Source organism: Paraburkholderia ferrariae NBRC 106233, assembly GCF_000685035.1.
GTDB classification, from domain to species: Bacteria; Pseudomonadota; Gammaproteobacteria; order Burkholderiales; family Burkholderiaceae; genus Paraburkholderia; species Paraburkholderia ferrariae.
In genome coordinates, this window is the sequence record NZ_BAYB01000036.1 from 34,764 (window position 1) to 47,553 (window position 12,790).

Annotated in this window: 14 protein-coding genes; 7 read left to right on the forward strand and 7 right to left on the reverse strand. The window is 66.0% G+C overall.

All coding sequences use genetic code 11. The features are described from left to right. Nucleotides 1–4: 4 nt before the first annotated feature. From BFE01S_RS30365 to BFE01S_RS30375, 3 genes are all read right to left on the reverse strand, one after another. Nucleotides 5–1,384 carry a 3-carboxy-cis,cis-muconate cycloisomerase gene (locus tag BFE01S_RS30365; protein WP_042339080.1) on the reverse strand — a complete coding sequence of 460 codons (1,380 nt, stop codon included), beginning with the start codon at nt 1,382–1,384 and terminating at the stop codon, nt 5–7. A gap of 122 nt (nt 1,385–1,506) precedes the next feature. After that, complete coding sequence (locus BFE01S_RS30370; RefSeq protein ID WP_028228743.1) at nt 1,507–2,166, reverse strand: 3-oxoacid CoA-transferase subunit B; 660 nt, start codon at nt 2,164–2,166, stop codon at nt 1,507–1,509. An 11-nt stretch (nt 2,167–2,177) separates the two neighbouring features. Then, nucleotides 2,178–2,879 (reverse strand): 3-oxoacid CoA-transferase subunit A, encoded by a 702-nt coding sequence (locus BFE01S_RS30375; protein ID WP_028228744.1) that lies wholly within the window; start codon nt 2,877–2,879, stop codon nt 2,178–2,180. A gap of 326 nt (nt 2,880–3,205) precedes the next feature. Here BFE01S_RS30375 and BFE01S_RS30380 point away from each other — a divergent pair, with 326 nt between their 5' ends. Both BFE01S_RS30380 and folE read left to right on the forward strand, forming a co-directional pair. After that, nucleotides 3,206–4,159 (forward strand): LysR family transcriptional regulator, encoded by a 954-nt coding sequence (locus BFE01S_RS30380; RefSeq protein ID WP_028228745.1) that lies wholly within the window; start codon nt 3,206–3,208, stop codon nt 4,157–4,159. 67 nt (nt 4,160–4,226) lie between these two features. Next, the gene (folE, locus tag BFE01S_RS30385) at nt 4,227–4,904 is read left to right on the forward strand and encodes a GTP cyclohydrolase I FolE (protein WP_028228746.1); all 678 of its coding nucleotides are present in this window, start codon (nt 4,227–4,229) and stop codon (nt 4,902–4,904) included. A 72-nt stretch (nt 4,905–4,976) separates the two neighbouring features. Here folE and epsC read toward each other — a convergent pair whose 3' ends face one another. Continuing rightward, nucleotides 4,977–5,906, reverse strand: a complete 930-nt coding sequence (epsC, locus tag BFE01S_RS30390) for a serine O-acetyltransferase EpsC (protein ID WP_028228747.1) — start codon at nt 5,904–5,906, stop codon at nt 4,977–4,979. 194 nt (nt 5,907–6,100) lie between these two features. Beyond that, on the reverse strand, nt 6,101–6,334 hold the full coding sequence (locus tag BFE01S_RS30395; protein WP_028228748.1) for a hypothetical protein: 234 nt from the start codon (nt 6,332–6,334) through the stop codon (nt 6,101–6,103). A gap of 345 nt (nt 6,335–6,679) precedes the next feature. Here BFE01S_RS30395 and BFE01S_RS40770 point away from each other — a divergent pair, with 345 nt between their 5' ends. Continuing rightward, entirely contained in the window at nt 6,680–7,042 is a 363-nt protein-coding gene (locus BFE01S_RS40770; protein ID WP_052421028.1) for a DUF3005 domain-containing protein, read from the forward strand. Between the two features lie 448 nt (nt 7,043–7,490). Beyond that, complete coding sequence (locus BFE01S_RS30405) at nt 7,491–8,195, forward strand: helix-turn-helix transcriptional regulator (protein ID WP_028228749.1); 705 nt, start codon at nt 7,491–7,493, stop codon at nt 8,193–8,195. Here the strand turns inward: BFE01S_RS30405 and BFE01S_RS40775 are convergent. After that, nucleotides 8,179–8,502 (reverse strand): helix-turn-helix domain-containing protein, encoded by a 324-nt coding sequence (locus tag BFE01S_RS40775; protein WP_042339084.1) that lies wholly within the window; start codon nt 8,500–8,502, stop codon nt 8,179–8,181. The genes BFE01S_RS30405 and BFE01S_RS40775 overlap by 17 nt on opposite strands. 174 nt (nt 8,503–8,676) lie before the next feature. Between BFE01S_RS40775 and BFE01S_RS30415 the strand changes: the two genes are divergently transcribed. Then, nucleotides 8,677–9,267, forward strand: a complete 591-nt coding sequence (locus BFE01S_RS30415; protein ID WP_028228751.1) for an acyl-homoserine-lactone synthase — start codon at nt 8,677–8,679, stop codon at nt 9,265–9,267. 156 nt (nt 9,268–9,423) lie between these two features. Here BFE01S_RS30415 and BFE01S_RS30420 read toward each other — a convergent pair whose 3' ends face one another. After that, complete coding sequence (locus BFE01S_RS30420; RefSeq protein WP_028228752.1) at nt 9,424–10,950, reverse strand: MFS transporter; 1,527 nt, start codon at nt 10,948–10,950, stop codon at nt 9,424–9,426. A 315-nt stretch (nt 10,951–11,265) separates the two neighbouring features. On the opposite strand from BFE01S_RS30420, the gene BFE01S_RS30425 reads away from it, so the two are divergent. Next, entirely contained in the window at nt 11,266–11,730 is a 465-nt protein-coding gene (locus BFE01S_RS30425) for a universal stress protein (protein WP_028228753.1), read from the forward strand. 280 nt (nt 11,731–12,010) lie between these two features. Further along, the gene (locus BFE01S_RS30430) at nt 12,011–12,667 is read left to right on the forward strand and encodes a helix-turn-helix domain-containing protein (RefSeq protein ID WP_028228754.1); all 657 of its coding nucleotides are present in this window, start codon (nt 12,011–12,013) and stop codon (nt 12,665–12,667) included. The last annotated feature ends 123 nt before the right edge of the window (nt 12,668–12,790 follow it).

The window sequence follows — 12,790 nt, forward strand, 5'->3', positions numbered from 1 at the left end:
CGGATTACTCCTCGTGAGTCTGCAATGAAGAAGGGACGGCGCGGCGCGCATACGATGCCAGCACCGCATCGACGAACGCGTGCGCCTCGCCCGCGTAGTGGGCGGGATCGAGCAGCGCGGCGAGGCGCGCGGCGTCCAGGTGGTTTGTCACGGCGGGGTTGTCGGCCAGCACGTCGTAGAGCGTGCGGCCGGTCTGCACCGCGGTTCTGGACGCGGCTTCAACGAGATGATGGGCGTCGAGCCGGCCGATGGCGTCGCCCAGCGCAAGCATGACCGCTTCGCCGAGAATCAGGCCATGGGTGGCGTCGAGATTGGCCGCGAGGCGTTCGGGCCGCACTTCGAGGCCGCCCGCGATCTGGCCGATATGCGCGAGCGCGCCGCCCGCGAGGCGCGCGAGATCGGGCAGCGCGTCCCATTCGGCCTGCCAGCCGCCGAGCGCGCGCTCGTGCTCCTGCACCATGCCGCCGAACACCGTCGCGACGAGGCCCGGCGCCCGCGCCGCTGCCGTCAGCACGGCGGCGCAGCCTACCGGGTTGCGCTTGTGCGGCATGGTCGAGGAGCCGCCCTTGCCTGCCGCCGCAGGTTCGGCCAGTTCGCCGACCTCGGTCTGCATCTGCAGCGAGATATCGCGCGCAATCTTGCCGAGCGTGCCGATCAGCATGCCGAAGAACGCCGCGGCTTCGGCAATGCGGTCGCGCTGGGTGTGCCAGGGCAAGGTAGGCTGCGCGAGTGCCAGTTCTTTGGCGAGCGAGGCGCTCACCTCCGCCGCTGCCGTGCGCAGGCTCGCGAGCGTGCCGGCCGCGCCGCCGAACTGCAGCACCAGCACGCGCTCGCGCAACGCCGCGAGCCGCTCGCGATGACGCAGCAAGGCGTCGAGCCATTGCGCGAACTTCAGGCCGAGCGTGATGGGCAGCGCCTGCTGGAGCCAAGTGCGGCCCACGGCGGGCGTCGAGCGATGGGTGCGCGCGAGATCCGCCAGCGTGGCGCACAGCGCGTCGAGTTCGGGGGCGATCAGATCCAGCGCGTCGCGCAGTTGCAGCACGGTCGCCGTATCGATGATGTCCTGGCTCGTGGCGCCCCAGTGCACGTACTTCGAAGCTTCGGGATCGAGCGCCTTCACGCGCGCCGTGAGCTGCTTCACGAGCGGGATGGCCAGATTGCCGCCCAGCGCGGCATCGCGCGCAAGCGCTTCGGCGTCGAGCTGATCGGCCTTGCACGCCGCCGCAATCGCGGACACCGCCGTTTGCGGGATCACGCCGTGGGCCGCCGAGGCGCGCGCGAGTGCGGCCTCCACGTCGAGCATCCGCTGCAGCGTCGCGCGCGGCGACCAGATGGCGTTCATCGGCTCGGTGCCGCAGATCAGGCTCGTCAGGCGTTCGGTCATGGGGCGTGGGTGAGGGAAAAAAGCATCGGGTGCGGCGGATCGCGCCGACAAAGCCTGTACGGCGCGGCGCCGGTAGCGGCTGCCGCCCGGCGTCGCGCCTTGGGGCCGCGCACCCCGCAAGCTTACGCCGCGCGGCGCGGTTGTGTCGCGTCGATCAGCGGCACGCCGGCCAGCTTCTGCAGCGCGTCGAAGTCGATGTCCGAGTAGATCTCGCGCACGGCGAGCCCTTCGGGCGTCACGTCGAACACGGCGAGGTCGGTATAGAGGCGGTCCACGCACTGCACGCCTGTGACGGGATACGAGCATTCGGCCACGAGCTTGCTTTCGCCCTGCTTGGTCAGGAGTTCCATCATCACGAACACCTGCTTCGCGCCGATGGCGAGATCCATCGCGCCGCCCACGGCGGGAATCGCATCCGGCGCACCGGTATGCCAGTTCGCGAGATCGCCCTTCGCCGAGACCTGGAACGCGCCGAGCACGCAATAGTCGAGATGGCCGCCGCGCATCATCGCGAAGGAGTCCGCGTGATGGAAGTAGGCGCCGCCCGTGAGCAGCGTGACGTGCTGCTTGCCTGCGTTGATGAGTTCGTCGTCCTCTTCGCCGGGCGCCGGCGCCGGACCCATGCCGAGCAGGCCGTTTTCGCTGTGCAGGAAGATTTCCTTCTGCGGGTCGAGGTGGTTGGCCACCAGCGTCGGCACGCCGATGCCGAGATTCACATACGCGCCTTCGGGAATGTCCGCGGCCACGCGCTGGGCCATTTCATCGCGATTCAACCGTTTCATTGCTTGTCTCCTCAGGCTGCCTGCCCGGCCTTTTGCACCACGTGCGCCGCTTGCGGCACTTCGACCACACGCTGCACGAAGATGCCCGGTGTGACGATCACCTCGGGATCGAGATCGCCGAGCGGCACCACGTTCGACACCTGCGCGATGGCGACCTTCGCCGCGCTCGCCATGATCGGGCCGAAGTTGCGCGCCGTCTTGCGATAGACCAGGTTGCCCCAGCGGTCGCCCCTGTAGGCCTTGATGAGCGCGAAATCGGCATGCAGCGGCGACTCCAGCACGTAATGGCGGCCGTCGATCAGGCGCGTTTCCTTGCCCTCGGCCAGCTTCGTGCCGTAGCCCGTGGGCGTGAAGAAGCCGCCGATGCCGGCGCCCGCCGCGCGGATGCGCTCGGCGAGGTTGCCCTGCGGCACCAGTTCGAGCTCGATCTCGCCGGCGCGGTAGAGCGCGTCGAAAACATACGAGTCGGTCTGGCGCGGGAACGAGCAGATGATCTTGCGCACGCGCTTCGCCTTGAGCAAGGCGGCGAGACCCGTGTCGCCGTTGCCGGCGTTGTTGTTGACGATGGTGAGATCGCGCGCGCCCTGCCCGATCAGCGCGTCGATCAGTTCCGCCGGCATGCCTGCCGTGCCGAAGCCGCCGATCATCACCGTGGCGCCGTCGTGCACGTCGGCTACGGCGGCTTGAAGCGAGTCGAAAATCTTGTTGATCATGCCTCTTCCTGAAGACGGTGCGTCCGGCGGCCTGTGCCTGCCACGCGATCGCGAAAAAGTTCTTTATACGAACACTGATTCGTTTAGCGAACGTATGGCGCATTATCGGAGTCGTTCCGGCCGCTTGTCAAGGCGCGAGGCCGGTCGTAGCCGCCATTCGGCGCGGCGCGCGGATTATCGTTTTCCCGTAGGCAGCGGCGCACAGGCGGCGGCGCGCGGCGCTCGCGCAATGGCAGGTATCACCGGACGCGGGTTCTGCATTACTCTTTATCCGGATTCGATATAGTTCTCGGCCCCGTTTGCCGCGCCTTCGCCACGCCTTCGCCATGCCGGACCTCGACCTCAACCTGATTCCCTATCTCGTCGCCATGGAAGACGCGCGCAACGTGAGCCGCGCCGCCGAACGGCTCGGCGTCAGCCAGCCCCGCGTGAGCACCGCGCTCGGCAAGCTGCGCGAGTATTTCGGCGACCCGCTCTTCGTGCGCACCTCGCGCGGCATGGAGCCCACGCCGCGCGCGCTCGCCCTGATCCCCGCCGCGCGCGACGCGCTCATCCGCATCGAGAAAGGCATGCTCGATGCTCAGGACTTCGATCCGGCCACCAGCACGCACACGTTCTCGATCGCGCTTTCCGACGTCGGCGAAATCGTCTTTCTGCCCCGCCTCCTGCAGCTCTTCGCCGAACGCGCGCCCCACGCCAATCTACGCTCGGTTTCGCTGCCCCCGGGCCAGGTCGAGCGCGGGCTCGAATCGGGCGACATCGATCTGGCCGTGGGGTACTTCCCCGACCTCGGCGGCAACAACTTCTTCCAGCAGCGGCTCTTCACGCACCGCTTCATCTGCATGATGCGCAGCGGGCACCCACTCGCGGGCAAGCCGATCACGCTCGAGCAGTTCCTGGCGACGGGGCACGCCGTGGTGCGCGCCGAAGGCCGCAGCCAGGAGGTACTGGAGCAGTTTCTGGAGAAAAAGCGGCTGCGCCGGCGCGCGGTGCTCGAAACACCCCACTTCATGAGCCTGCCGTTCATCCTCACGCGCACCGACCTGATCGCGACGGTGCCGCACGCGATCGGCTATGCGTATGTGGCCGAGCAGGCATCGATCACGCTCGTCGAGCCGCCGCTCGCCTTGCCGCACTTCGACCTCAGGCAGCACTGGCATCGCAAGTATCACAACGGCCCGCGCGCCGCCTGGCTGCGCGGCGTGGTGGCCGAACTCTTCAACGATGCCCTCGACGAATGGCCGAAGCCCGCCGTGCCCATGCCGCGCGGGCGCGCATGAATCATGGAACAATGCGCATTCGTGGTACGTGGCGCGCGGCGCACGACCACCTGACAGGAGCCGATGCATGAGCGACGGGAAGAACGCTGGAAAAGCGAAGAAGAGCCAATCACAACCGGCACGGGCGGGCGCGGGCAAACCGGCGCGCCTGGTGCGCCCCTCTCGCGCCGAAGCCGAAGACGCCGTGCGCGTGCTGTTGCGCTGGGCCGGCGACGACCCCTCGCGCGAAGGCCTGATCGACACGCCCGCTCGCGTGGCGCGCGCCTATGAGGAGTTCTTCGCGGGCTACGGCGTGGACCCGCGCGAGATCCTGTCGCGCACGTTTTCGGAAGTGGATGGCTACGACGAGATGATCGTGCTGAAGGACATCCGCTTCGAGAGCTACTGCGAGCACCACATGGTGCCCATCATCGGCCGTGCGCACGTAGCCTATCTGCCCGAGCATCGGGTAGTGGGCATCTCCAAGCTCGCGCGGCTCGTGGACGCCTTCGCCAAGCGCCTGCAAATCCAGGAAAAGATGACGGCGCAGATCGCCGATACGCTCAACGAGGTGCTGCAACCGAAAGGGGTTGGCGTGATCCTCGAAGCGTCGCACCAATGCATGTCCACGCGCGGGGTGCACAAGGCAGGCGTGGAGATGGTCACCTCGCGCATGCTGGGCACGTTCCGCACGGACCCGTCCACACGGCGCGAATTTCTCGCCATCGTCGGCAACCCGGTGGCGACGAGCATCGGCAATACCTGAGTGCGAGACCTGAAGCCCGAGACTTGCGTCCGAGCGCACTGACGGCGGGATGCCGCTCACGGCATCCCGCGCTTACTTCAGGCGCCCTTCGTCGCCCCGCTCGATCTCGCGGATCTTGCCCTGGCGCACGCTGCTGCCCGGCGGCACGCTGTGCGTGAGCCACACGTTGCCGCCGATCACCGAACCCCGCCCGATCGTCACGCGCCCGAGTATCGTCGCGCCCGCATAGATCACCACGTCGTCCTCGACGACCGGATGGCGCGCATTGCCCTTCACGAGCGTGCCGTCGAGATCGGCGGCGAAGCTCTTCGCGCCGAGCGTCACGGCCTGATAGACGCGCACGCGCTCGCCGATGATCGCCGTTTCGCCGATCACGACACCCGTGCCGTGGTCGATGAAGAAGCTCGACCCGATCTGCGCGCCGGGGTGAATGTCGATACCGGTTAGCGAATGGGCAATCTCGTTGATGAAGCGCGCGAGGAGCGGCACGCCCAGCCGGTGCAGCGCATGCGCGAGCCGGTGGTGCGTCATGGCCCAGACGCCGGGATAGCACAGCAGGATCTCGGTGATGTGCTGGGCGGCCGGGTCGCCGGTGAAGGCGGCCTGGATATCGCTCACGAGCAGCGCGCGGATGGCGGGCAACTGGCGGCCGAACTCGCGGGACACTTCGAATGCGCGCGCACGCAACGTTTCGTCGCTGGCTTCGGCGTTCTCCGGCAAAAAGCGCAGCGCCCGGCGTATCTGCTCCGCCAGCAGGCGCAGCGTGCTTTCGAGCGTATGGCCCACGTAGTAATCGACGCTCTCGTCGGTGAGATCGGGCGCGCCGTAATGCGTGGGGAACAGCGCGGCGCGCAGGCCCGTCACGATGCTGACGACCGCATCGCGCGACGGCAGTTCGCGGATGCCGAGCGGATGGCGCGTGCGATGCAGTTCTTCGCGCGACGCACGCAGGTCGGCAACGATTTGTTCGAGGCCCCAGTCGGGGAAAGCGGCATTGGACATGGTCGAGCGTGTGCAGCGGCTCGGGCCGCCGGTAAGATGTACAGACCCTTGGAGATTACCGCGTTTTGGCCGAGTTCGCCGAGCCCCCCCGGCAGGCGTCGCCCCGCGCGGGCATGGCGCGACGGCCGCCGGACGGCCCGGCAGCGTGGAAGCAATCGGATCAGGGAAATCGCACAGGGGAGCGGCCGCAGCCGCTAGAGAGGCACGCTGCTCGCGTCGATCCAGCGCACCGCCCAGTCGCGCGCGTGCGCGATGGCGGCCGCTTCGTCGGGAAAACGCAGGTCTGCGGGGAAAAACCGGTTGGCAACCAGCTCGCCGTCGCTCGAACGGGAAATCACCACATAAGGTTGCCAGCTGCCATCGCCCGTGCGCGCCGGCGCGCAATTGAGCAAATAGCCGCGATGCGTGAATGCAGCGTCGAAGTGCATGTGTGTCGTCCGCCCCTGACTGCCTCGTCCGTTTTTCGGTGGGCGCGTCCGGGACCGTGCGGCAAAGCCACAGCGCGGCCGCTTCTTCGGGCCGTTGATTCATAGCGCGCCAACTTGTCGAAAGAGGATCATACTCCCAGGAAAAACCGCGCTCCAAAGAAAAAAAGGTTAAATCGCTGGAGCCGTTTCCCTGGGCGTAACGCCTGGCTTTCCGGGCCGTTCTCGTGGTGGCCGGGTGGCCACCGGGCGGTGGCGAGGCACGGGCCCCGGCGGCGGAAAAAACATCGGGGCAGCGGTTTCTGCCGCACCTGCGGCGCTTGGCTCAACCTCCGAGGAGGACGCATCATGAAACGCACCGACCGAGCCCTGGAACAGCGGCGCGAACTGGCCGCACTCGTTGCCAATGCCAACATGAGCCCCGACGAGGCGACGACGACCGACGCAACGCTCGACAACAGCATGCCTGAAGCCGGCGACGGCATTGCGGGATTCGACAGCCGCCCCGGCGGACACCGGCTGCTGTTCGCGCTGCAGCCGGGCTACGAGGTGCTCGACAAGGGCATGACCAGCCCGCTCGTGCCCTACACGGCCGACTGGGAATTCGTCGATTCGGGCTCGACCGGCACGCGGCGCAGCCCCGGGCGCCTGCACTACTCGCTCAATCACCTGCGCCCCTCGCGCATTGTCGAGTTGCAGCGCAAGGGTTGAAGCGCGCGGGCGAATCACCGGATAGCCGGATTTCGGGTTGTGCAAGACAGGCAAATTCACGGGGGCCATTCTCAATTTATGGGCGAATTGACACGCCAGGCGCTTTTGCCGAAATGCCCGAAATCTGCGAATTGCCACAAGCTTTTTCCGGCAGCGCCGTTAATCACGGTATCGGCTGAACGCGAGTCCCCGCGCCCCGGAGCGGGCGCTCCCGGGAAACGTCTGCCGTATTTTCGTCGAATGCCCGATACGATTCACCCGAATTGAGCACTAATCGGTGCACACTCCCATTCTTCGATTCCTGAGAATGGTAGAGAAGAACAATCAGGGCGAGATTTAGTGATAAATTGTTACATCATAAGAAGCGGGGAAGCTCGCCCGGGCCTGGCTGCGAACTGGCCCACCGCCGACGGAGAGTGTTGACGTGCCTCTACATTTCATAGAGCAGATGTCGCCCGTCCTCGACGCGCCGGGAGAGGCTGCGTGGTTCGAGGCGGTGGCTGAGCTCGCCAGTTCGTGGGGATTCAGCCAGCTGATGATGGCGATCCTGCCGCGTCCAGGAATGCGGCTCGAAGATGCGTTCATTCGCACGAACTACTCCGCCGCCTGGCGGCAGACCTACAACGACCACAACATGGCGTATTTCGATCCGACGGTCGCGCACTGCACGACACGCTCGGCGCCGCTCATCTGGTCGCCCGAGCTGTTCGCCACGGAACAGCAGCAATCGATGTATGAGGAAGCCCGTTCCTACGGGCTGCGAGCGGGGATCACGCTGCCGATTCACGGCCCGCGCCAGGAAATCGGCATGCTGTGCTTCGTCAACGACGCCAATCCCACCGACAACTTCTGGCACGACGTCAACCGCGCCCTGCCGAATCTCGTGTTGCTGCGCGACCTCGTGCTCGACACGAGCCAGCGCCACCTGAACGATCACGTTCAGTCGCTGATCCCCAAGCTGACGCCGCGAGAGAAGGAATGCCTCAAGTGGACCGCCCTCGGCAAGTCCACCTGGGAAATTTCGCACATCCTGAACTGCTCGGAAGCTGTCGTGAACTTCCACATGAAGAACATTCGCGGGAAGTTCGGCGTCAACTCACGCCGTGCGGCGGCGGTGATCGCTACCCAGATGGGTCTTATTGACCCGGGCTGAGCATCAACGGGCCATCGGTGCGGCGCAGCACGCGCTCGGCGCGGCCGAGATCGCCGTCCGAAATCGTCTTGTTGAAGTACAGACCCAGCAGGATCGACACCGGCGGCGGAATCTCCGCGCCCGACTCGAAGCGGCTGCCGCGCGACTGGGTCACGCCGAAACGGGCCCAGAAACGGCGCTGGCTTTCCTTCTTCTTTTTGCGATACGCAATGATCAGGACGCGGTCGATTACCGACGACAGATCTCCTGACGGAAGGGATTGCGTGTGCGTTCCCGCCTGCCAATGATGATTTTCCATAAGTTCCATGGTGTTCTCGCTCTCGCTGTCCGTTATGCCTGATGAGTGACTACCGCCGTGCCATTCTCCAGAACTGCTCCTCCCTGCGCACCTACCTACGTGGATAGGTGTCTTTTTGTATTCAAAACGCATAGCTTTCGATCCGTGCTGCTGCCTTTCCTACACGCAAACGGGAGAAATGCCATGCAAGCCGTTATCCGGATTGGTCAAAGACAGGACTTCGACAACGAGGACATCAACGAGATGTATCGCCTGCGCGCCCGCGTGTTTCGGGACCGCATGGGCTGGGACATTCCCACCATCGCAGGCATGGAGGTCGATGGTTACGACGCGCTCGGACCCCATTACATGCTGATCCAGGAGACGTCGGGGCGGGTGCGCGGCTGCTGGCGCATGATGCCGACCGAGGGGCCGAACATGCTGCGCGACACCTTCGCGCAGTTGCTGCACGGCGAGAGCGCGCCGGCCGGCCGGCAGATCTGGGAATTGAGCCGCTTTGCGATCGAGTCGGACAACGAGCAGGCATTCGGCTTTGCCGAACTGACGACGCAGGCGATCCGCTCGGCCATCACCTTCGCCGACCGCATGGGCATTCAGCGCTACGTCACCGTGACGACCACGCCGATCGAGCGCATGCTGCGCCGCACCGGCATGGAGATCGCGCGCCTCGGGGCGCCGCAGCGCATTGGCGTGGAAAACGCGGTCGCACTCGATATCGCCATGAGCCAGCAGACCCATACGGCCATGTTCGGCCAGATGGCGACGGCCGCCTGAGCCATCTCCCGACTGGCTGAAATAGCCGGCCGAAGTCGCCGGCGCCGCGCCGCAAGGAGTTTACGTCATTTGTCTGATAAATGCACCGCGAGTGGCTACCGCAAGGCCACCCCGGCGCAACGGAACAATCGGACAACCCGGGACACCGCTTCTTTTTTAGCGAGGTGCCGCCGCGGTCCCTTTGCCGAAGCGGATATGTGAAATCCGCCGCACCAGCAGCGCGGCCGCCAGCGCCGCGACGCCGGTCAGCCCGATGCCGACGTGAATGGCATCGACCAGCACGTGCCGCACCGCCTCGATGAGCCCCGCGCCGTCGAGGCTCGCGGCCTTGAGCTGCGCCACGAGCGTCTCGCGCAGCGTCGGGTCCACAAGGACGCGCGGGTCCGCCAGCTGCGGCGCCCAGCGCGCCTGCATGGGGGCGCCCAGCACCGCCAGCGCGTCGCCCACGCCCGCCGCGTAGCGGTGGTTGACGATCGTCGCGACGACGCTGGTGCCGAGCATGCCGCCCACCATCCGCGTGGATTGCAGGAGTGCGGTGGTGATGCCGAAGCGCTCGCGCCCGGCAATCTCCTGGCCAAACACGTTCAGATTGTTGAGGATGAACCCAAGCCCGATGCCGACCGCCGACATGGCGAGTTCGAGCCACAGGTGCTGCGTGTCTCGCGTGGCGAACGCGAGACACGCCGAGGCGATCACGAGCAGGCCGAAGCCGACGGTGAGGATGGCGGTCGGCTTGGGCAAACGGATCACGATGCGCGTGTTGATCAGGCTGCCGAGCGCGATGCAGGCGGCTATGGGCGTGGCGAGCAGCCCCGCCTCCTGGGGCGACAGGCCAAACCCGCCTTGCAGCAGCAGCGGCGCGAAGAAAATCAGCGAGAACATCACGAAGCCCGAGAGCGTCGAGAGCGTGAACAGCGTGACGAGCTGCGGATCGCGAAAGAGATCGAGCGGGATGATGGGGTGCGTCGCGCGCCGCTCGCATATCAGGAGCGCCGCCGCGCCCGCAATCACGACGGCGGCCAGCGCGAGGCTCCCTGCCGAAAGCCCTTCCTTGGGCACCGCCTCGATCAGCGTCTGGAAACTGCCCAGCACGATCGCGACGAGCGCGGCGCCCGTCCAGTCGATGCGCACCTCGCCCGTGCGCACCGGCCGGTAAGCAGGCAGGTGCGCCCAGATGAAGTACAGCGCGAGCGCGCCGACGGGCAGATTGACGAGAAACGTGGAACGCCAGCCGAAGTGCTCGCTGAGCCACCCGCCCAGCGAGGGACCGGCCGCCGTGCCGATGCCGTAGGCCGCCGCCATGACCACCTGCCAGCGCACGCGCGCACGCGGATCGGGAAAGAGATCGGGGATCGAGGCGAACGCCGTGCCCACCATCATGCCGCCGCCGATACCCTGCAGGGCGCGCGCCACGGCAAGAAAGCGCATGCCGCTGGCGAGCCCGCACAGCACCGAGGCGACCGTGAACACGATCACCGCGGCGATCACGAAACGCTTGCGCCCGAAGTAGTCGCCGAGCCGGCCGAACACCGGCACGGTCACGATCGAGGCCAGCAGGTAGGCGCTGGCAATCCAGGCATAAAATTCGAAGCCGTGGAGTTCGGCGACGATCGACGGCAACGCGGTGCTGACGACGGTCTGGTCGAGGGCGACCAGCATGTTGACGAGGCCGATGCCGAGCATGGCAAGGAGCGCGTCGCGAAACGGCAGGGGCTTGGGGGCAGAGGTCACGGGGAAATTACGGCAGCAATCCGGCGGGAGCAGCAAGAGAAAAGAGTCGCCACAATAGCGAGATGACAGAGCGCATGCAAGCCTTGCGCCGGATGCGCGAAATTTGACCGGCCTTCGTGCCGCATCTATTTTTAATACACCGGCGCTGCATCTTTTTCAGCGATCATTTAAGCTCCCTGTCAGAGTGCGCACGACGCCCGGCCAGGCCGCTTCAGAGCGGCGGCTTCAGAGCCGTGCGCGTCCCGGTTCCATCCCAGCGGAGGTTTCATGTACAAACGCATCCTTGTGGCGGTCGATGGCAGCGATACGTCGCGCCGCGCCTTCGAAGCCGCGCTCGAGCTCGCGAAGACCATGGGCGCGATCCTGCAGCCCTATTACGTGATCGAGAACACGCCGATGTATTTCGAGGCGCCTGGTTACGACCCGTCCATCCTGCGCAACCAGATGATCGCGCAGGGCAACGAACTCGCGGCGCAGATGGACCAGATCATGCGCGAGCGCGGAGTGCAAGGCGCGATGACGACAGGCGAAGCCTCGTCGATCGACGACGTGCCGACGCTTGTGCTCAACGCAGCAAAAACGGCCGGCGCTGACCTGATCGTGATGGGCACGCATGGGCGCCGCGGGTTCCAGCGGCTCATTCTGGGCAGCGTGGCGGAGCGCTGCGTGCGTCAATCGACGCTGCCGGTCCTGCTGATCCCTTCTGCCGCCGGCGCCACCACGCCCGTATAATCAAGAGATATCAGGATCGCCCCTGAAACTTGACAAACGTCCGTTTGCGCGTGTCCCTTGACACGCGCAGCCTCTGATGCCGCGCAAAGCGGCACATCTCAAAAGCGCGTCATTTTGCCGCCGATCAAAGACGGAAACACGGTGGGACAATGCTCCAGCACAAATAAACAGGAGCAGGCAGATGTTGACCCCGACCGTCGTCTCTCATAGCACAGTGCGCCGCACCCACCGCCCTGCCGCGGCCGGCCCGCGCAGTTCGGCCCGCTGCTCCGGTTGTTCAATGCGTCACCTCTGCATGCCCCAGGGCCTCACGTCGGACGACATACCCAAGATCGAAGCGCTCATCTGCAGCGCGCGCAGCGTGCGCCGGGGCGAGGCGCTCTACCGCTCGGGCGATCCATTCGACAATCTCTACGCCGTGCGCTCCGGCTCGCTCAAGACCGTCATGGCGCATCGCGACGGCCGCGAGCAGGTAACGGGCCTGCGCCTCGCCGGCGACCCGCTCGGCCTCGACGGCATCAACACCGACACCCATACGAGCTCCGCCATTGCCCTCGAAGACAGTTCGGTGTGCATCATTCCGTACGCGGCGCTCAAGCACCTGTGCCGCGAGGCCGGCGCGATGCAGGATCGCCTGCACCGGCTGATGAGCGAGCAGTTGTACCGCGAATCGTCCCAGATGATGGTGCTCGGCTCGCTTTCCGCCGACGAACGTGTGGCGGCCTTCCTGCTCGACGTGTCCGAGCGCAATGGCCAGCGCGGCTATTCGCATGCGGAATTCAACCTGCGCATGACGCGCGAAGACATGGGCAGCTATCTCGGCATGACGCTCGAAACCGTGAGCCGGACCTTGTCGAGATTTCAAAAGCGTGGCCTGATCGACGCGCAAGGCAAGCTCATCCGCATCGTCGATTTCGAGGGTTTGCGGCAAATCTGAGCCCCGTGGCGGTCACACCGCCCATCCCCCGCGCGCCTGTCGGCCGGCGCGCGGCCGCCTCTTCGGGGCGTTCTCTCCCCTTCCTACCCTTTTCTGCTCTGGCACCTGGCCGGGCGTTGGCAC